The 18,631-nt window shown below is 64.1% G+C and carries 16 protein-coding genes and 1 tRNA gene; 10 read left to right on the forward strand and 7 right to left on the reverse strand.

What is annotated here, in order from left to right; genetic code table 11:
* The first annotated feature begins 1 nt into the window (after position 1).
* The 7 genes from NTH_RS18295 to NTH_RS18325 all read left to right on the forward strand — a co-directional run bounded on the left by NTH_RS18295 (position 2) and on the right by NTH_RS18325 (position 7,306).
* The gene (locus NTH_RS18295) at positions 2–826 is read left to right on the forward strand and encodes a biotin--[acetyl-CoA-carboxylase] ligase (RefSeq protein WP_338531369.1); all 825 of its coding nucleotides are present in this window, start codon (positions 2–4) and stop codon (positions 824–826) included.
* Positions 827–1,006: 180 nt separating this feature from the next.
* Positions 1,007–2,614, forward strand: a complete 1,608-nt coding sequence (locus NTH_RS18300; RefSeq protein ID WP_338531957.1) for a ribonuclease J — start codon at positions 1,007–1,009, stop codon at positions 2,612–2,614.
* Positions 2,615–2,625: 11 nt separating this feature from the next.
* Entirely contained in the window at positions 2,626–3,030 is a 405-nt protein-coding gene (mce, locus tag NTH_RS18305; protein WP_338531370.1) for a methylmalonyl-CoA epimerase, read from the forward strand.
* Positions 3,031–3,334: 304 nt separating this feature from the next.
* On the forward strand, positions 3,335–3,604 hold the full coding sequence (locus NTH_RS18310) for a DUF1467 family protein (RefSeq protein ID WP_338531371.1): 270 nt from the start codon (positions 3,335–3,337) through the stop codon (positions 3,602–3,604).
* A 398-nt stretch (positions 3,605–4,002) separates the two neighbouring features.
* Positions 4,003–5,331, forward strand: coding sequence for a proline--tRNA ligase (proS, locus tag NTH_RS18315; protein WP_338531372.1), 1,329 nt, complete (start codon positions 4,003–4,005; stop codon positions 5,329–5,331).
* Positions 5,328–6,623: a lipoprotein-releasing ABC transporter permease subunit gene (locus NTH_RS18320; protein WP_338531373.1), complete on the forward strand. Its 1,296-nt coding sequence runs from the start codon at positions 5,328–5,330 to the stop codon at positions 6,621–6,623. Before proS ends, NTH_RS18320 begins: the two co-directional genes overlap by 4 nt.
* A complete protein-coding gene (locus NTH_RS18325) occupies positions 6,623–7,306 on the forward strand; it encodes an ABC transporter ATP-binding protein (RefSeq protein ID WP_338531958.1) in 684 nt (227 codons plus the stop codon). Before NTH_RS18320 ends, NTH_RS18325 begins: the two co-directional genes overlap by 1 nt.
* A gap of 454 nt (positions 7,307–7,760) precedes the next feature.
* Here NTH_RS18325 and ggt read toward each other — a convergent pair whose 3' ends face one another.
* Together ggt and lipB are read right to left on the reverse strand one after the other, a co-directional pair.
* On the reverse strand, positions 7,761–9,533 hold the full coding sequence (gene ggt, locus NTH_RS18330; RefSeq protein ID WP_338531374.1) for a gamma-glutamyltransferase: 1,773 nt from the start codon (positions 9,531–9,533) through the stop codon (positions 7,761–7,763).
* Positions 9,534–9,566: 33 nt separating this feature from the next.
* Positions 9,567–10,310 (reverse strand): lipoyl(octanoyl) transferase LipB, encoded by a 744-nt coding sequence (lipB, locus tag NTH_RS18335; RefSeq protein WP_338531375.1) that lies wholly within the window; start codon positions 10,308–10,310, stop codon positions 9,567–9,569.
* 185 nt (positions 10,311–10,495) lie between these two features.
* Here lipB and NTH_RS18340 point away from each other — a divergent pair.
* Positions 10,496–10,580: transfer RNA gene (locus NTH_RS18340), tRNA-Leu, on the forward strand.
* Between the two features lie 262 nt (positions 10,581–10,842).
* Here the strand turns inward: NTH_RS18340 and NTH_RS18345 are convergent.
* The 5 genes from NTH_RS18345 to NTH_RS18365 all read right to left on the reverse strand — a co-directional run bounded on the left by NTH_RS18345 (position 10,843) and on the right by NTH_RS18365 (position 15,463).
* Positions 10,843–11,889 (reverse strand): L-idonate 5-dehydrogenase, encoded by a 1,047-nt coding sequence (locus NTH_RS18345; protein ID WP_338531376.1) that lies wholly within the window; start codon positions 11,887–11,889, stop codon positions 10,843–10,845.
* Between the two features lie 10 nt (positions 11,890–11,899).
* Positions 11,900–13,177, reverse strand: coding sequence for a TRAP transporter large permease (locus NTH_RS18350; RefSeq protein ID WP_265519381.1), 1,278 nt, complete (start codon positions 13,175–13,177; stop codon positions 11,900–11,902).
* The gene (locus NTH_RS18355) at positions 13,174–13,680 is read right to left on the reverse strand and encodes a TRAP transporter small permease (RefSeq protein ID WP_338531377.1); all 507 of its coding nucleotides are present in this window, start codon (positions 13,678–13,680) and stop codon (positions 13,174–13,176) included. The genes NTH_RS18350 and NTH_RS18355 overlap by 4 nt, the downstream gene beginning before the upstream one ends.
* 80 nt (positions 13,681–13,760) lie before the next feature.
* Positions 13,761–14,729 (reverse strand): TRAP transporter substrate-binding protein, encoded by a 969-nt coding sequence (locus NTH_RS18360; protein WP_338531378.1) that lies wholly within the window; start codon positions 14,727–14,729, stop codon positions 13,761–13,763.
* A 38-nt stretch (positions 14,730–14,767) separates the two neighbouring features.
* On the reverse strand, positions 14,768–15,463 hold the full coding sequence (locus NTH_RS18365; protein WP_338531379.1) for a GntR family transcriptional regulator: 696 nt from the start codon (positions 15,461–15,463) through the stop codon (positions 14,768–14,770).
* Positions 15,464–15,643: 180 nt separating this feature from the next.
* Here NTH_RS18365 and uxuA point away from each other — a divergent pair, with 180 nt between their 5' ends.
* Positions 15,644–16,858 carry a mannonate dehydratase gene (gene uxuA / locus NTH_RS18370; RefSeq protein ID WP_338531380.1) on the forward strand — a complete coding sequence of 405 codons (1,215 nt, stop codon included), beginning with the start codon at positions 15,644–15,646 and terminating at the stop codon, positions 16,856–16,858.
* A gap of 354 nt (positions 16,859–17,212) precedes the next feature.
* Positions 17,213–18,631, forward strand: coding sequence for a magnesium transporter (gene mgtE, locus NTH_RS18375; RefSeq protein ID WP_338531381.1), 1,419 nt, complete (start codon positions 17,213–17,215; stop codon positions 18,629–18,631).

Consider the following 18,631-nt stretch of genomic DNA (forward strand, 5'->3'; position numbering starts at 1 on the left):
GATGTTCACCCTCGCCCCTTCGGCTGAGGCGGCCGGGTACCGGCTGGAAGCGCATGACAGTGTCGGCTCCACCAATGCCCTCGCGCTGGAGCGGGCGGGGCAGGGCGATCCGGGCAGGCTGTGGATCACGGCGCTGCAGCAGACGAGCGGCCGTGGAAGGCGCGGCCGCGACTGGGCGACGCCCCATGGCAATCTGGCGGCGACGCTGCTTCTGTCGGAAGGCATGTCCGTCAACGACGCGGCGATGCTTGGCTTTGTAGCCGGTCTTTCCCTGTCCGACGCTCTGTCGGCAGTGGTTCCGCGATCGGCCCTCAAGGTCGGGATCGATAGCGGCGACATGGCGCAGGGATCGGGCCGCTTCGCATTGAAATGGCCGAACGACATCCTTGCGGATGGCGCAAAGCTCGCCGGCATCCTGCTTGAATCTTCGCTCCTCGGCCCGGACCGGCTGGCGTTGGCGATCGGCATCGGCGTCAATGTGGTGGCTCATCCCGAGGGGCTTCCCTATCCGGCGACCTCGCTGAAGGCGCTCGGCGCGGGCGAGGACGCGACACGGCTGTTCCTGGCGCTTAGCGACGCCTGGGTGGAGAACTATGCCCGCTGGCGCGGCCCGGGCGGCAAGGCCGCAATCCGCGACCGCTGGCTGGGGCAGGCGGCGGGCCTTGGCTCGGAAGTTTCGGTCCAGGCGGAGGGCCGCGTGGTAAGAGGCATATTTGAAACGATTGACGAGGCGTGCCGTTTCGTCATTCGCGAGGAAGACGGCTCGCGGTTCTACATAGCCGCCGGCGACGTGCATTTCGGCGCCGTGGCGTCGGTGCGCGCTTGAAAATCACGGAGCGCCGTGCGTCCATTCGGGCGCTGGATGGCAACGCTCTACCTTCTTGTTTTCCGCATCCGTGCGGACGTCAGGTGATATCGCCTGGCTACAGATTCTATAGGAGACGACGTGGCAGGCGATAAAGCTGAGCTGGTGTTCTGCCCCTTGGGTGGGGTTGGCGAGATTGGAATGAATCTGGGCCTTTACGGCTATGGCCCGCCGCGCAAGCGCCAGTGGATCGTTGTCGATTGCGGCGTTACGTTTCCGGGGCCGGATCTGCCCGGCGTCGATCTGGTCCTGCCCGATATCAGCTTTCTGGAAGAGCAGATCGACAATCTCAAGGGCATCGTCATCACCCATGCCCATGAAGACCATTATGGCGCCCTCCTGGACCTTTGGCCACGCCTCAAGGTCGATGTGTGGATGACGCCTTTCTCGGCCGGTCTCCTGGAATCCAAGCGCCAGGGGGAGCACAACGCCCCCGACATTCCGGTGACGATCTTCAAGCCCGGCGACACTTTCAATGTCGGGCCTTTCTCCATAGAGGCGATCGCCGTCACCCACTCGATTCCCGAGCCCGTGTCGCTGGCCATCACCTCGCCATTGGGGACGGTCGTGCACACCGGCGACTGGAAGATCGATCCTGCCCCGTCCCTCGGTCCGATCACCGACGAGACCCGCTTCCGCGCCGTGGGCGATGCGGGGGTGCTGGCTCTGGTCTGCGACTCCACCAACGCCATGCGGGAGGGAGAATCGCCCTCCGAAGAGGCGGTGGGCGAGGGGCTGAGAGGCGTCATCGAAAAGGCCAGCGGCCGCGTCGCCGTCACGACGTTTTCCTCCAATGTCGGGCGCATCCGCTCCGTCGCCGAGGCCGCCCGCGACGCCGGCCGGCAGGTGGTGGTGCTTGGCCGCTCCCTCAAGCGCGTCATCGACGTGGCGACCGAGCTCGGCTATCTGGAAGGCCTGCCGCCTTTCCTTCCTGAGGACGATTTCGGTTATATCCCGCGCGAGAATGCTGTGATCCTGTGCACCGGCAGCCAGGGCGAGCCGCGTGCCGCACTCGCCAAGCTCGCCCGCGACGAGATGCGCAACGTAGCCCTGTCGCCGGGCGACACGGTCGTCTATTCCTCGCGCGTCATTCCCGGCAACGAGAAAGCCATCCTGGAGACCAGGAACCTGCTCATCGAGCAGGGCATCGAGATCATCGAAGATACGGACGCGCTGGTTCATGTCTCCGGTCATCCGCGCCGCAGCGAACTCAAGAAGATGTATGAGTGGGTGCGCCCGCTGGTGCTGGTTCCCGTCCATGGCGAGGCGGCGCACCTCGTCGCCCACGGCTCGTTGGGGGCAATGGCCGGCATCCCGGACGTGGCTCAGATCCGCAACGGCGACATGCTGCGTCTGGCTCCCGGCGTGCCGGAGATCGTCGACCAGGTGGCCTTCGGCCGCATTTTCCGCGACGGCAAGATCGTCGGCGACGACAAGGAAATCGGCGTGGTCGAACGTCGCAAGCTTTCCTTCGCCGGTCACGTCGCGGTGAACGTCGTGCTCGACGACCGGAACGATCTTGAGGGCGATCCGGACCTGATCGCACTCGGCGTGCCCGAGTTCGACGCGCGGGGCAGTTTGATGGAGGATATCATGATCGCCGCGGCGGTGGAGGCCTTCCGCAGCATCCCGCGCCAGCGCCGCAAGGACCTCGATCTGGTTGCCGAAGCCGTGCGCCGCGCCGTACGCGCCGCCGCCAACAGCGCCTGGGGCAAGAAGCCCGTCGTCACCGTCTTCGTGACCCAGTAGGGGAAACACCAATGCTTGGCAGGCTCAACCATGTCGCAATCGCCGTCCCGGACCTGGCGGCCGCCACGGCGATCTATCGCGACACGCTGGGCGCTGCGGTCTCGCAGCCGCAGGCCCTGCCCGAGCATGGTGTCACCGTCGTCTTCGTTGAGCTTCCAAATGCCAAGGTGGAACTGCTGGAGCCGCTCGGCGAGGCATCGCCCATCGCGGCATTTCTCGAAAAGAGCCCTTCCGGCGGCATTCACCACATATGCTATGAGGTGAACGATATTCTGGCCGCGCGCGACCGGCTGAAGGCGGCGGGCGCCCGGGTTGTGGGCGACGGAGAACCGAAGATCGGCGCGCACGGCAAGCCGGTGCTTTTCCTGCACCCAAAGGATTTTGCCGGAACGCTGGTCGAGCTCGAGCAGGTGTGACCTCACGCCGCGCGGGCAGGGGCCTGAAATCTGCCGCCATTCGGCCTATAAGGCGTCCTAGAGTTCCGTGCATCCATTTAGACTTGGACGCACAAGGGACGCTCTAGCACTTTGTGAATCTACGCATCGTGCTTTCCGAACATCGATTCCGATTTTCGGGCCGCTGCTGTAGAGCAATACCTGGGAAGCCGGTTCTCCGTCCGGATTGCCTAGAATGAAGCGGTTAGATCAGGTCGGTGAAACGGCGAACCGATCCGGGAGATCGGCGGCACGCGCCGCCGAAATGCAGGGCTGGGAAGGCGCAATGAACTGGATATCGCTGGCGGCCGTTTTCATCGTCATCTGGTGGGTCATGCTGTTCGTGTCGCTGCCGGTCGGCCTGCGCACGCAGGATGAAGATGGCAAGGTCGTGCCGGGCACCCCCGAGAGTGCGCCGCGCGGCTCTCATATGCTGAAAGCCCTCATCCGCACCACCATTCTCACGCTGATGGTTTTCGCGGCATTCTACATTCTGACGCGCGTTCTCGGCTACGGCTTTGATGACATCCCGCGTTTCGCGCCGGAGTTCTACTGAGCCCGCTCATTGATGTTTCATCCAAAAAAAATGCAAGGCACCAGGCCTTGCAACTAAACGCGTCCGATCCGTTTCCGTACGTTTTACGGCGGCGGCGAGTGCCCGCGCCAGGACCGTATCCTCCCAAGACTTTTGACCGCGTAATGAGAACGAATTGAACTTCGCCCTCTTGTTTTGTGATGGGCACATTAGACTAAACTTCATCGGGATGTCACGAAAAATTTTGCGTCAAATCAAATATGTTACCGAAAGCGCCCGGTTCGTGAGCGGCGGCGGGGAGGGCGGCCGGAGGCCGGCCTTAGCGCCGGGTTTTCATTCGGTCACGAAATGGCTAAGAAGCCCGATCATATGCATGAGTGGTGCTGATTCCACTTTCCTTTTCTCTCACGGATATGTTCATGCGACTGTCGCGCTACTTTCTGCCGATCTTGAAGGAAAATCCTCGTGAGGCCGAGATCGTCTCTCACCGGCTGATGCTGAGGGCCGGCATGATCCGGCAGCAGGCGGCGGGCAGCTTTTCCTGGCTGCCGCTTGGCAAGCGCGTGCTCGACAAGGTCAACCGAATCGTCCGCGAGGAGCAGAACCGGGCCGGCGCGCACGAGATCCTCATGCCCACCATCCAGTCGGCCGATCTGTGGATGGAAAGCGGACGCTACGACGATTACGGCAAGGAGATGCTGCGCATCACCGACCGCCACGAGCGCGCCATGCTTTACGGCCCGACCAATGAGGAGATGGTGACGGACATCTTCCGCGCCTATGTCAAATCCTACAAGGACCTGCCGCTCAACCTCTATCACATCCAGTGGAAGTTCCGCGACGAGGTGCGCCCGCGCTTCGGCGTGATGCGTTCGCGCGAATTTCTGATGAAGGATGCCTATTCCTTCGACCTCGATTTCGAGGGAGCCAAGGCGGCCTACAACCGCATGTTCGTCGCCTATCTGCGCACCTTTTCCCGCATGGGCCTGCAAGCGATCCCCATGCGCGCCGACACCGGCCCCATCGGCGGCGATCTCAGCCATGAGTTCATCATCCTGGCCTCGACCGGGGAAAGCGAAGTCTTCTGTCATCGCGACTTCCTCCAGCTTCAGGTGCCGGGCGCCGACGTCGATTTCGGCAATGACGAGGAGATCGCCGGCATCGTGAAGACCTGGACGACGCCCTATGCAGCGACGGACGAGATGCATGACGAGGCAGCATGGGGCGCCGTCGCCGACGATGAGAAGGTCTCGGCCCGCGGCATCGAGGTCGGCCATATTTTCCACTTCGGCACCAAATATTCCAAGCCGATGAATGCCAGCGTCACCGGGCCCGACGGCAAGGAGCACCTTGTTTCCATGGGGTCCTACGGCATCGGCCCCAGCCGGCTGTTGGCGGCCATCATCGAGGCGAGCCACGATGAGCACGGCATCATCTGGCCCGAATCGGTGGCGCCTTTCGACATCGCGCTTATCAACATGAAGGCTGGCGACGGTGAATGCGATCGGGTTTGTGAAGAGCTTTACACGGCGCTGACGGCGGCGGGCCGCGACGTGCTTTACGACGACACCGACCAGCGCGCCGGCGGCAAGTTCGCGACGGCCGATCTCATCGGCCTGCCCTGGCAGGTGATCGTGGGGCCGCGCGGCGTCGCTGCCGGCGAGGTTGAGGTAAAGAACCGTGCGACCGGCGAGCGGGAGACCATGCCGATCGCAGCGCTCGTCCAGCGTTTCGGCGGCCGCCCATGAGCGCGTCCAGCGACGTGGTGCCCGCGCGGCCCGAAGGGGCGGGGCCGTTCTCCCATTTCGAGCGGCTGGTCGCCTGGCGTTATCTGCGTTCACGGCGAAAAGAGGCCGTCGTGTCCGTCATCGCATCGATCTCCTTCGTCGGGATCATGCTGGGCGTGGCCACGCTGATCGTGGTGATGGCGGTGATGAACGGTTTCCGCGCCGAGCTTCTTACCCGTATTCTAGGTGTCAACGGCCATCTGGTGGTGCAGCCGATCGACATGCCGCTGAGCGACTATGACGCGATCGCCGAGCGGCTCGCCAATGTGGAGGGCGTGACGCTGGCCGCTCCGCTCATTCAGGCGCAGGTGCTGGCTTCCGGCCGCAGCGGCAGTGGCACCGGCGCGCTCGTGCGCGGCATGCGCCCTGAAGACCTGACCCGGATGGACCTCGTCTCCGCAAACGTCCGCCACGGCTCTCTCGTGGGCTTTGCCGCAGGCGAAGGCGTGGCGGTGGGATCGCGGCTGGCGCAAAATCTCGGGCTGACGATCGGCGACAACATCACCCTCGTCTCGCCGGAAGGCGACGTTACGCCCTTCGGAACGACGCCAAGGGTCAAGGCCTACCCGGTGTCGGCCATCTTCGAGGTGGGCATGTCGGAATACGATTCGTCGATCGTCTTCATGCCGCTTGAGGAAGCCCAGCTCTACACGAATACCGAGGGCATCGTTCAGTATATCGAGCTCTTCGTGAGCGACCCCGATGCCGTAGGCGCGTTGCGCCCGCTCATCGAGGAGGCGGCGCAGCGACCGGTGCAGATCACCGACTGGCGCCAGCGCAACCAGACCTTCTTTTCGGCCTTGGAGGTCGAGCGCAACGTGATGTTCATGATCCTGACCATGATCGTTCTGGTGGCCGCGCTCAATATCATCTCGGGCATGATCATGCTGGTGAAGGACAAGGGCCACGATATCGCCATCCTGCGCACGATGGGCGCGACCAGCGGCGGCATCATGCGCATCTTTCTGATGGCGGGCGCCACCATCGGCGTGGCCGGAACGCTTGCCGGCTTCGTTCTCGGCACGCTGCTCTGCCTGAACGTGGAATCCATCCGCCAGTTCTTCACCTGGCTGTCAGGCACCGTCATCTTCGATCCGGAGGTCTATTTCCTGTCGACGCTGCCCGCCGACATGGACAGCGGCGAGACCGTCTCGGTGGTGCTCATGGCGCTGGTTCTCTCCTTCCTGGCGACGCTCTTTCCCGCCTGGCGCGCCTCGCGCCTCGATCCCGTCGAAGCCCTGAGATACGAATGATGGCCGCCAACGTTCTTGAACTGAAAGCGGTCGAGCGGCGCTTCATCCAGGGCACCAAGACGCTGACCATTCTCGACGGCGCCGATTTTGCGCTGCAATCGGGCGAGATGGTCGCGCTGGTGGCGCCGTCGGGCACCGGCAAATCGACGCTGCTGCATATTGCAGGCCTCCTCGAGCACCCTGACGCGGGCGACGTCATCGTCAATGGCCGGCCCTGCAACGGCCTCTCCGACGACAGCCGCACGGCCATCCGCCGCGGCGAGATCGGTTTCGTCTACCAATTCCACCATCTCCTGCCGGAATTTACGGCGCTGGAAAACGTGATGATGCCGCAGCTCATCTCCGGTCTCGACCGCAAGGAGGCGCGAGACCGCGCGGCGCAACTGCTCGACTATATGAAGATTGGCGAGAGGGTGCATCACCGGCCGGCCGAGCTTTCCGGCGGCGAGCAGCAGCGCGTGGCGATCGCTCGTGCCGTGGCCAACGCGCCGCTCGTGCTCCTGGCAGACGAGCCTACCGGCAATCTCGATCCGGTCACCGCCAGCTATGTGTTCGAGGCGCTGGAAGCGCTGGTGCGCCAGTCCGGCCTCGCCGCCCTCATCGCCACCCACAATGAAAGCCTCGCCGCCCGCATGGACCGGCGTGTGACGCTGGAAGGTGGCAAGGTCGTGGCAATGGCCTGAACCCGCCGCGTCGCTTGCCCCCGCGTCTCGCTGCGGTCGCTACAACTCCGGTTGAAGATCGGAATAGCTCTCGGAAAGCACGACGCGCCGGAGCCAAGTAATTCTCCCGGCCATAAAACGCTATAGCTGTCTGCCACGATGCCGATCGCTGCATCCCCGGCTTCTCCGGAAACCCAGTTCCGCCAATATACCTTCCATTAACCGAAAATGTCAGGAGACACCGTCTGTCTCAAATGCGGCGATTGACGCGAACAAAAATAGAACATAAAAGGATCATATCAAGATTTAATGCTGCTTATGCACAGGAGAGTGGATATGGCCGATCTGGTTCAGGACGTTGTTTCGCTGGTTGCTGTGAGCTCCTTCATCGTCGTTGCCGCTACCTGGATCGGCGCGCTCTGAAGTAATAAGGGCCGCGCGAGGCGGCCCTTTGCACATATCGGAGGCGGGTGCATCAGTCGCCGACGGCAACGCCTTCCCGGCGCGGGTCCGCGCCGCCTTCTAGGCCTTCCGGCATGAAGGCCACCCCGTGAATGCCGGAGGTGAGGTCTGTGATGTTGACGTTGAAGCCCAGGGCTGAAAGGTCCTCCGCCAGCGTTTCCGCACCGGTGCCGGCCTCCAAATCGTAGCGACCGAACCTGTTGGTAAGGTTGGGCAAGGATATGGCTTCCTGGATGTCCATCTCCCAGTCGACCAGCGCAATGACCGTCTTGGCGACATAGGGAATGATGTTGCTGCCGCCCGGCGAGCCTAGCGCATAGGCCGGCTTGCCATCCTTTAGGATTATGGTCGGCGACATGGACGAGCGCGGGCGCTTGCCCGGCTCTACGCGATTTGCGACGGCCTGGCCGTCGCTTGTCGGCCGGAAGGAGAAATCGGTAAGCTGGTTGTTCAGCAGGAAGCCTGCTGCCATCTGCCGTGAACCGAAAGCGTTCTCGATGGACGTCGTCATCGATGCGACATTGCCGTCGGCATCGACGATCACGAAGTGCGAGGTCGATGGCTGCTCCAACTCGATGCCCGGAAGCCGCAGTTCGGCTTCATCCCAGGGCGGCGTCCCCGGCTTCACCTCGTCCTCGCCAAGCGCGGTGTCGCGCCGGATGAGAGCCGCGCGTTCGGCGAGATAGGCCTCGTTGAGGAGCCCTTTCGGCATGTCGACGAAATCGCTGTCGGCCATGTAGAGGCCGCGGTCGGCGAAGGCGAGGCGGGTCGCATCGCCGATGATGCGCCAGGATTGCGGGTCGTCCGGCCCGAGCGCGCCCCCAGATGCGCCAAGGTCGAAATGCGAGACCATGCCAAGTATCTGGCCGACCGTCAGCGCTCCCGAGGAGGGCGGCCCCATGCCGCACACCTCGTAGCCGCGATAGGGCTGGCACACGGCCGGACGCTCCTTCGCTTCATAGGCCGCCAGGTCGTTCATATCGAGAAGTCCCGGATTTTCTTCATGGGCCTTTACGGCCTCGACGATGGCCTCGGCGATCGCGCCCTCGTAGAAGGCATCTGCGCCCTCATCGGCGAGCATCGTCAGCGTCTTTGCGTATTCCGGGTTCTTCAAAAGCGTTCCGACCGGCAGCGGCTCGCCTTCCGCGTTGTAGAAATAGGCCCGCGCGGCGGCTTCCTCGTTCAGCTTGCCCCGATCCTCGGCCAGAAGGGCGTTGAGCCGCGGCGAAACTTCAAAGCCCTGTTTTGCCAGGCCGATGGCCGGCTGCAGGGTTTGCGCCCAGTTGAGTTTTCCATGGGCCTTCTGCACCTTCTCCATGAGCCGGACGACCCCCGGCGTACCGACCGAACGGCCGCCGATCACGGCGTCGAAGAAGGCGAGGGGCTCGCCCTTTTCGTCGAGGAAGAGTTCCGGCGTGGCCGCCATGGGCGCGGTTTCGCGCCCGTCGAACGTGGTGACCTCGCCACTTTCGGCGTCGTACCAGACCAGGAACGCGCCGCCGCCGATGCCCGAGGATTGCGGCTCGACGAGGCCGAGCACCGTCTGCACGGCGACAAGCGCATCGGCAGCGCTCCCCCCGGCCCGCAGCATTTCCAGGCCGGCCTCGGCCGCCAGCGGATTGGCCGCTGCGACCATCTGGCGCCCGGCCTTCACCACCACCCTGGCTTCGACGCCGCTGGCGATTTCGGGCGCGACGGCGTCGGCCGCCTGCTGCGCCGTCGCGGGCGCGGCCCAGACAAGCGCCGCCGCCAAAGCCCAGATGCCCAATCCCTTCAAGACTGTCATATCCCACTCCTCGATGCGCCCCCGCCCGAAAAGTCACTCGGCGGCGATGGACATCTGACCCGGCAACCTTTCGGCCGGCCCGAATATATCCTCGAACGCCCTTTGCAGCGCCAGGTCGAAGTCCGCCATCGTTACAGGCAGGCCAAGATCGACCAGGCTGGTCACGCCGTAGCCGGCAATGCCGCAGGGCACGATGCCGGAGAAATGCGAAAGATCCGGCTCCACATTCACGGCGATGCCATGGAAGCTCACCCAGCGGCGCAGCCTGATGCCGATGGCGGCGATCTTGTCCTCCATCGGGCTGCCGTCGGGCAGGGGCGGCTTGTCGGGCCGTGCCACCCACACGCCCACCCGGTCCGCCCGCCGCTCGGCGGTGACGTTGAAATGGGCCAGGCTGCGGATGATCCATTCCTCCAGCGCGGCCACGAAGGCGCGCACGTCCTCCCGCCGCCGCTTCAGGTCCAGCATCACATAGGCCACGCGCTGGCCCGGTCCGTGATAGGTGTATTCGCCGCCGCGGCCCACATGGTGCACGGGAAAGCGCTGGGCGTCGATGATGCCGTCCGCCTTCGCGCTGGTGCCTGCCGTATAGAGCGGCTCATGCTCGACCAGCCAGATCAACTCGCCGGCTTCGCCGGCACGGATGGCCTCCGCCCGCTCTTCCATGAACCGGACGGCCTTGTCATAGGGCGTGAGGCCGGGCTCAATGCGCCATTCCACGGCGGGGCCTGGCTCTGCCGGAAAAAAGGCTCCGGCCTTGGCTATGCGTTCGCTCATCAAGCGCTCCTGCTCCGACGATACATCTTATGACTCCACAAGCCCCGCAACGTCCAGCCACCTGTTTCTCCAACCGGGCCGCAAGCCGCCAAAGATTCGCGCATTTCGGTGCTTCACAGGCTTGTTTCACCGAGGGCTATTTGCTACATGCGCCGTGGCCGGTGCGAACCGGCCTTTCGTTGCGTGCGGTCGTGGCGGAATTGGTAGACGCGCAGCGTTGAGGTCGCTGTGGGGCAACCCGTGGAAGTTCGAGTCTTCTCGACCGCACCAATCGCTCTTCAAGACATTAGGATCATTGATCGTTTCCGGATTTTCGACGACCGAAGGTGCGGGCTGAGCGCTTGCGATCCTTTCCGGGACGGCCCTTGTCGCCAGCCGGCGCATCCAATCGGTGCCGCCGGCCCAGCCGAACAGCGCCCCCAGCCTCCGCATCATCACTACTTGCAGCACAAGATGCCGGGACTGTCATCGCAGCCTGAGGGCGATGATGGCATACAGCAGCGGCGCGCGCGATATGGACCCGTCCGGAGGTTCAGGATTCGGAGAAGGTAAGCTGTATCTTCACAGCCTGGCTGCGGTCGCCGGCGCGCTCGAATGCATCCTCGGCCTCTTCGAGGGGATAGCTGCCTGTGATGATCGGGCGGACGTCGACCGCGCGGCGGTCGATGAGACGCACGGCCTCCGCAAATTCCGCGTCGAACCGGTGCGAGCCGACGAGATTGATCTCCTTGCCGACCAGCATGTTGAGCGGGATCGGCAATTCGCCGGTCACGCCGAGCTGCACAATGGTGCCCTGCGGGCGCACGGCCTGGATCGCCGATTTGAGGGCCGGGGCGGCGGCGGAGCATTCGAAGGCAAGGTCGAAGGTCCCCTTGGCCTCGCAATAGGGATCGAGCGCCTGCGGCTCGGTTGCCGCGTTCACCGTGCTCGTTGCGCCCATGGCGCGCGCCACGGCCAGCGCCGCGTCCTGCAGATCGGTGACAACGATTTCATCCGCGCCCGCAAGGGCGCAGGCCGCCGTCGTCAGCGCGCCGATGGGGCCGGCGCCTGTCACCAGAACACGCTTTCCCTTGACCTCGCCAGCCCGGTTCAGCGCATGCAGGCACACCGCCAGTGGCTCCGCGGCGGCGGCCTCCGCCAGACTCGTTCCGTGGCCGACCTTTTCGCACTGAAAGGCATCCGCCACGATCAGGTCGCGAAAGCCGCCTTGCTCGTGGGGAAAGCGCAGTGCGGAGCCGTAGAAGCGCATGTTCAGGCAATGCTGGCGCAGGCCCTGCCGGCAATAGCGGCATTCGTTGCACGGTCGGCTCGGATTGAGCGCCACGCGATCACCCGCCAAGAGGCCGTCGACGCCTTCGCCCACGGCCTCGATGGTGCCGGCCACTTCGTGACCCAGAATGATCGGTTCGCGCACGCGGATCGGCCCGAACCCGCCATCGTGATAGTAGTGGAGATCCGAGCCGCAGATGCCGCCGGCGCCGACGCGCACCAGCACTTCGCCCGCGCGGGGCTCCGCCACGGGCTGGCGCTCGATGCGGATGTCATGCGGGCCATAGAGGCGGCAGACGCGCGTTTCCATCGCAGTAACCTCAGTCGAACAGAAGGGAGGGAAGCCAGGTCGCCAGCGGCGGGTAATAGGAGACCAGCAGCAGAACCAGGACGTTGGTCAGCAGAAACGGCGTGATCGCTCGCACCACCGGCGCCAGCGGCAGCCGGGCAATGCCCGCGCATACGAACAGGCACACGCCGACGGGTGGCGTGGTGAGACCGATCATCAGGTTCAGCACCGCGAAGGTGGCGAAGTGCAAGGGGTCTATCCCGACGCTCTGGGCAAGGGCCAACAGGGGCACGAAAAGCACGATGAGCGCGGCGATCGTCTCCATGAACATGCCGATGAAGAGCAGGAAGAGGTTGATGAGCAGGATGACGAGGAACTTGTTGTCGGTCACCGAGAGCACGGCCGCCGCCACCGTCTGCGGAATGCGCTCGGAGACCAGAATCCAGCCGAACACATTGGCAAAGCCCACCAGCGCCAGGATTGCGGCGGAGGAGACGGCGCTGTCGACCAGCACCTTCGGCACCGCCTTGAGGGACAGCTCGCGGTAGATGAAGGCGCCCACGATGAAGGCGTAGACGCTCGCCACCACAGCCGTCTCCGTCGGCGTCATCATGCCCGAAAGCAGCCCACCGACGATCAGCGCCGTCATGGCGAGCGCCCAGAAGGCGCCCATGAAGGACCGGCCGAGTTCGCCCACACCCTGCCAGGGCTGGCGCGGAAAGTTGCGGCGCGTGGCGATGATGTAGGTCGTGACCATCATGGCCAGGCCGAGGAGAATGCCCGGCACGGCGCCGGCGATGAACATGCGGCCGACCGAGATGCCCGACAGCGAGCCGACGATGATCATCGGCACGCTGGGCGGGATCATGGGACCGACCGTGGAGGAGGCGGCGGTGACGGCGGCTGAGAAGTCGGCCGGGTAGCCGGCCTTCTTCATGCCCGGAATCATCACGCCGCCGATCGATGCGGCGTCGGCCACCGCCGTGCCGGAGATGCCGCCGAACAGCATGGAGCCGGCCACGTTGGAAAGACCGAGCCCGCCGCGCATCCAACCCACCAGCGCATTGGCGAAGCGGATGATGCGTTCGGTGATGCCACCATGGTTCATCAGATTGCCGGCGAGGATGAAGCCGGGGATCGACAGCAGCACGAACACATCGATGCCGGCATACATCTTTTGCGGCATGACCACGAGCGGTATGCCGGCAGCCAGGAGGTAGCACATCGAGGCAAGCCCGAGGGTGACTGCGACGGGAATGCCGGCGGCAAGCCCGCCGACGAAGACGCCGATCAGGATGGCAAGGTTCATTGCGGCAAATCCGGGTTGAAGACTGGGCGCCCGTCGCTGCGGCCCGACAGCATCGCAAGGCCCCGAATGAGCGCGAAGAGCAGGAGGGACGCGATGAGCACCAGCACGCTGGCGTGGATAAAGGTCATTTTCCAGCCCAGCGCAGGCGAGGTCTGCAGGCTGCCGATCATCGTGAAGCGCCAGGAGGGGAGGATGAGCGCCGCGCACAGCCCAACGGTGGCCAATGCCGAAATCAGCCGCAGGATGAACGGCAGGCGGCCCGGCAGCGTTTCGCTGATGATATCGACATTGACGAGATCGCCGGTGCGATAGGAAAGGCCGACGCCGAAAGCTGTGAGGTATAGAAGCGCAAAGCGCGTCAGTTCCTCCGTCCAGACGGGGGAGCTGTTGAAAACGGAGCGCCCAAGAACCTGAACCAGAACCGCGAAGATCAGCACCGCGAAGGCCAGCCCCACTGCAACCTGGAAAAGCGCGATCAGACCGCTATAGAGCTGCTTCCACATGGCTGGCTCCGCTTTGAAAAAGGGTGTTGTGGCCCGGGGCGGCGCGGGGGTCGACCCGCGCCGCCCCAGGGCTCTTTGGATCAGTCGGCGAAGAGCCGCTCGACGATCGGGCGGATTTCGTCATTGACGTTTGCCAGCACGGCGTCCTTCGCCTTCGATGCAAAGGCGTCGGTATCCACCTCGACGAAGGTCATGCCCTTTTCCTTGAGCACATTGGCCAGGCGCTGCTCGTCTTCCAGGAACAGCTCGCGCTCATATTCCTGCGCACGGCTGGCCGCTTCCATCACGGCTTCCTTGTCCTCGTCGGAAAGCTTGTTCCAGGTCATCTCGGAGATGGTGAGATAGATCCAGGACCGTACGTGCTCCGTCAGGTTCACATGGCTCTGCACCTCGTAGAAATTGGCCGAGTAGATGAGCGCCAGCGGGTTTTCCTGGCCGTCGATGGTGCCGTTCTGCAGCGAGGTGAAGACTTCGGAAAAGGCCATCGGCGTCGGTTGGGCGCCGAGGGCGCCCCAAACGTCGACGAAGAGCGGCACGTTAGGCACCCGCAGCTTGAGCCCATTGAGCTCGTCCGGCGAGGTGATCGGCCGGTTGGAGGTCAGGTTGCGCGGTCCGCGGGCGAAATAGGCGATCGGGCGGATCTGCGCCTTCTCGATGATCTGCGCCTCGATCTGATCGCCGATTTCCCCGCTAGCGACCTCGTCCATGTGTTCAAGGCTCTTATAGGCGTAGGGAACGGCCAGCAGCGCCGCCATGGGTGCCCAGTTCTGCAGGCTTTCCCCGGTAATGGTCATGTCGGCTGTTCCGAGCTGCATGCCGTTGATGAGATCCATTTCCTTGCCGAGCGACTCGTTGGGGTAGACCTCGACGGCGATGCGGCCGTCCGTCAGCGCCGAAAGCTCCTCGCCGAATTTCACGGCGGCCTTGTGCCATGTGTTTTCCTCATTGGCGAGATGGCCGAGCTTCAGCGTCATCTCCTGCGCCAAGGCTGTGCCGGTAACCAGCACGCCGGCGAGGCCGGCGATCAGCGTTCTTGCAATGGCTTTCATCTGTTTTCCTCCGTTTTGGTTGCTTTGGGTCGTTGCGCTCAGTCCGCCGTCTCGAAGAGATCGGGGCGGGTGCCGGCGATGGCTGGCAGATCGGTCAGGATCTTTCGCAGATGCGCGCGCATGGCACGGGCGGCGCCCTCGGCATCGCGCGCGCCGATGGCCGTCACGATCTCGCGGTGCTGAAGGACGAGCTCGCGCTTGGGGAAGTGAAGCGCGCTCAGATAGCGCACGCGGTCCATCTGCGCTTTCACTTCCTCGATCACCTTCCAGGCATAGGATTTGCCCGCCGCGTCGGCGAGCGTGCGGTGAAAGCGCTCGTCGAGCTCGATGAACTGGTGCGCATGGCTGTCCGGAAGCTTCTCCTGGCGCATCAACTGGTCGTGCAGTTCCGCCATCAACGCCTCGTCCACGCGCTCGGCGACCAGCTTGACGATGTCCGCCTCGATCGCCTCGCGCACGAAACGCGCGTCCATCACGGCGGCCGGGGATATTTTTCGCACCAGCGTGCCGCGTTGCGGGCGGATTTCCACCAGGCCGTCTTCGGCAAGCTTGATGAAGGCTTCGCGCACCGGCTGCCTGCTCAGCGCATAGCCCTTGGCGATCTCGGATTCGGATATCAGGCTGCCGGGGGCCAGATCGGCGCTGATGATGCGCTCGCGCAGGATGCGATAGAGCTGCGGCCCAATGGGCACGCCATGCTCCAGGGTCCATTCCGCACGCAGCTGCAGGTCCATAGCCTTTTGGCTCCTTTCGCCTGTCTTATCTCCATACTTGCATACTAGTCAACAGCCAGTCTTCTTGCTATCAGTCCGCTCCGCGGGGCCCGTGCGGAGGGCCCTGTAGCGGTTAGCGGTTGCCAATACGCGCGCGATAGGGCAGGCCGCTTGGCGGGTGTAAGCACGGAAAGGGAAACCATGAGGCAGACGTGGCGCTGGTTCGGACCTAAGGATCTCGTCTCGGTGGATGAGATGCGGCAGGCGGGCGTGGAGGGCGTCGTTTCGGCGCTGCATCATGTGCCGACCGGTGCTGTCTGGCTCCCAGACGAGATTTCGCGGCGCCAGCGCGAGATCGGCCTCATGTCGGACGGCCGGCCTTCGGAACTGGCTTGGGAAGTGGTGGAGAGCCTGCCCGTCTCCGAAGATATCAAGAGGCAGAAGGGCGACTGGCGCGCGCATATCGAAAACTACGGCAAGAGCCTGCGCAACCTTGCCGCGGCAGGCATCGAAGTCGTGTGCTACAATTTCATGCCGGTGCTGGACTGGACGCGAACGGATCTTGCGTGGCGGCTGCCCCATGGCGGGACATGCATGCGCTTCGATTTCGTCGACTTCGCCGCTTTCGATATCTACATTCTGCAGCGCAGCGGCGCACGGCAGGACTTTCCTGACGGGGTTGCGGATGAGGCAGCCCGTCGCTTCGCAGGCATGGACGCCGAACGGAAGCAGGCGCTTGCGCGCAACATCGCCTTCGGTCTTCCCGGCGCTGCCGAACATCTGACATTGGAAGGACTTCGGGCGCATCTTGCCGAATACGGCGGCATCTCCCCCGCCCAGCTTCGGAGCCACTTCATCGCCTTCCTGGAGCAGGTGGTGCCGGTGGCCGAAGAAGTCGGCATCCGCCTGTGCTGCCATCCCGACGATCCGCCTTTCCCTTTGCTCGGCCTGCCGCGCATCATGTCAACCGAGGCAGACTACGCCGCCGTCCTGCAGGCGGTCGATCTGCCGGCAAACGGCATAACCTTATGTTCCGGTTCCCTTGGCGCGCGGCCAGACAACGATCTGCCGGGCATGATGCGCCGGCTGGGCGATCGCGTGCATTTCCTGCATCTGCGTAACGTCACGCGCGAGACGGATGCTCTGGTTGGTTCCTTTCATGAAGCGGAGCATCTGGGCGGCGGCACCGATATGGTGGCGCTCGTCGGCGAGGCGCTGAAGGAGGAAGCAAGGCGCCGGATCGCCGGCAGGGCCGATCATTCCATTCCGTTCCGGCCGGATCACGGACAGGATATCCTCGACGATTTGAAGCGCCGGGCGCAGCCGGGCTACCCGGCGATCGGCCGTCTCAAGGGGCTCGCGGAACTGCGAGGCATCGTCACGGCTCTTTCACACGCGCAATACGGGCTGGCGTAGCGGCGCCAGACCAGGAAAACCGTCTGAAGAAGCGGCCTATGCGCAGCGGCCTTCCAGGCCGTGCCGCATTGTTTTCGCTGACCTATATCTCTACCGGATCACAAGAGCCCCGTGCGTCCATTTGGACGCACGAACGGCGCTTTGACGCCTTTGAATCGACGCATCGTGCCTTCCGATAAATCGATTCCGATTTTCGGGCCGATGCTGTAGGCGGCCCGTGGCGGTGAAACATGTTGTGATTGTGTGCAGGCCGGCTTTGTCATTGGAGGACGGTCGCGCTACAGCTTCGCAGGGCCGGTTGCGCGCAGCGTCGGCGCCGGCGAACGTGTCGGCGGAAATGAAGGAAGCTTGCCGTTGAACGAAACCGAGCACCACGACGAGGAACATGGCAAGGCGGAGGCATCGGACAATGGCGTCTACGGCGATGCCGGCGTTGTTTCTTCGGCATTCCTCGCCCATATCGGCGCCGCCATAGCGGACCGCGATACGCTCACCCTGAAAAGCGATGTGGGCAGGCTGCACCAGTCGGAAATCGGCGACCTGCTCCACGCCCTGATGCCCGAACAGCGCCGCTCGCTGGTCGAGCTCATGGGGGACGAGTTCGACTTCACCGCCCTTACCGAAGTCGACGAGGCGATCAGGCTCGATATCGTGGGCAGCCTGCCGAACGCCCAGATCGCGCAGGCGGTCCAGCAACTCGATTCGGACGATGCCGTTTACATCCTCGAGGATCTCGACCCGGCCGACCAGGACGAGATCCTGTCGGAACTGCCCTTCACCGAGCGGATCCGGCTGCGCCGGTCGCTGGGCTACCCCGAAGAGACGGCCGGCCGGCGCATGCAGACGGAGTTCGTCGCCGTGCCGCCGTTCTGGACCGTGGGCCAGACCATCGACTACATGCGCGAGGACAAGAACCTGCCGGACAGCTTCTCCCAGGTCTTCGTCGTCGATCCCACCTTCCGCCTCGTCGGCACGGTCGATCTCGACCGGATCCTGCGCAGCAAGCGCAACGTGAAGGTCGAGGACGTGATGCGCGAGACGCGTCACGCCATCCCCGCCACGATGGACCAGGAAGAGGCGGCGCAGATCTTCGAGCAGTACGATCTCCTGTCGGCTGCCGTGGTCGACGAGAACGAGCGGCTGGTCGGCGTCCTGACCATCGACGACGTGGTCGACGTCATTCAGCAGGAGGCGGAGGAGGATTTGCTGCGCATGGGCGGCGTCGGCGACGAGGAACTGTCCGACACCGTCATGATCGCCGCCAGGTCGCGTGTGCCCTGGCTACTGGTCAACCTGGTCACTGCTTTTCTCGCGGCCTCCGTCATCGGCCTCTTCGACGCGACGATCGAGCAGATCGTGGCGCTCGCCGTGCTGATGCCGATCGTCGCCGGCATGGGCGGCAATGCCGGATCGCAGACCATGACGGTTACCGTGCGCGCGCTCGCCACCCGCGACCTCGACATCTACAATGCCGGCCGCATCATCCGCCGTGAAATGGGCGTCGGGCTGCTCAACGGCGCCATTTTCGCCACGCTGATCGGCCTGGTCGCCGGCTTCTGGTTCCAGGATCCCAATCTCGGCGGCATTATCGCTGCGGCGATGGTCATCAACATGTTCGTTGCCGCCGCCGGCGGCATCCTCATTCCATTGCTGCTCGACAAGGTGGGCGCCGACCCGGCCGTCGCTTCGGCCGTCTTTGTGACGGCGGTGACCGACGTCGTCGGCTTCTTCGCCTTTCTCGGCCTGGCCACCTGGTGGTTCGGGCTCCTTTGA

Origin of the sequence: Nitratireductor thuwali (assembly GCF_036621415.1) — a bacterium.
In the GTDB taxonomy this organism is placed as follows: Bacteria; Pseudomonadota; Alphaproteobacteria; order Rhizobiales; family Rhizobiaceae; genus Chelativorans; species Chelativorans thuwali.

Excerpts from the sequence above, each read along its gene's own strand:
- NTH_RS18295 (WP_338531369.1), top strand. The coding sequence starts at position 2 with ATGTTCACCCTCGCCCCTTCGGCTGAGGCGGCCGGGTACCGGCTGGAA.
- NTH_RS18310 (WP_338531371.1), top strand. The coding sequence starts at position 3,335 with ATGAACTGGATATCGCTGGCGGCCGTTTTCATCGTCATCTGGTGGGTC.
- NTH_RS18360 (WP_338531378.1), bottom strand. The coding sequence starts at position 14,729 with ATGAAAGCCATTGCAAGAACGCTGATCGCCGGCCTCGCCGGCGTGCTG.
- NTH_RS18365 (WP_338531379.1), bottom strand. The coding sequence starts at position 15,463 with ATGGACCTGCAGCTGCGTGCGGAATGGACCCTGGAGCATGGCGTGCCC.
- NTH_RS18345 (WP_338531376.1), bottom strand. The coding sequence starts at position 11,889 with ATGGAAACGCGCGTCTGCCGCCTCTATGGCCCGCATGACATCCGCATC.
- NTH_RS18355 (WP_338531377.1), bottom strand. The coding sequence starts at position 13,680 with ATGTGGAAGCAGCTCTATAGCGGTCTGATCGCGCTTTTCCAGGTTGCA.
- NTH_RS18300 (WP_338531957.1), top strand. The coding sequence starts at position 1,007 with ATGAATCTGGGCCTTTACGGCTATGGCCCGCCGCGCAAGCGCCAGTGG.
- NTH_RS18320 (WP_338531373.1), top strand. The coding sequence starts at position 5,328 with ATGAGCGCGTCCAGCGACGTGGTGCCCGCGCGGCCCGAAGGGGCGGGG.
- NTH_RS18325 (WP_338531958.1), top strand. The coding sequence starts at position 6,623 with ATGGCCGCCAACGTTCTTGAACTGAAAGCGGTCGAGCGGCGCTTCATC.
- mce (WP_338531370.1), top strand. The coding sequence starts at position 2,626 with ATGCTTGGCAGGCTCAACCATGTCGCAATCGCCGTCCCGGACCTGGCG.
- ggt (WP_338531374.1), bottom strand. The coding sequence starts at position 9,533 with ATGACAGTCTTGAAGGGATTGGGCATCTGGGCTTTGGCGGCGGCGCTT.
- uxuA (WP_338531380.1), top strand. The coding sequence starts at position 15,644 with ATGAGGCAGACGTGGCGCTGGTTCGGACCTAAGGATCTCGTCTCGGTG.
- NTH_RS18350 (WP_265519381.1), bottom strand. The coding sequence starts at position 13,177 with ATGAACCTTGCCATCCTGATCGGCGTCTTCGTCGGCGGGCTTGCCGCC.
- lipB (WP_338531375.1), bottom strand. The coding sequence starts at position 10,310 with ATGAGCGAACGCATAGCCAAGGCCGGAGCCTTTTTTCCGGCAGAGCCA.
- proS (WP_338531372.1), top strand. The coding sequence starts at position 4,003 with ATGCGACTGTCGCGCTACTTTCTGCCGATCTTGAAGGAAAATCCTCGT.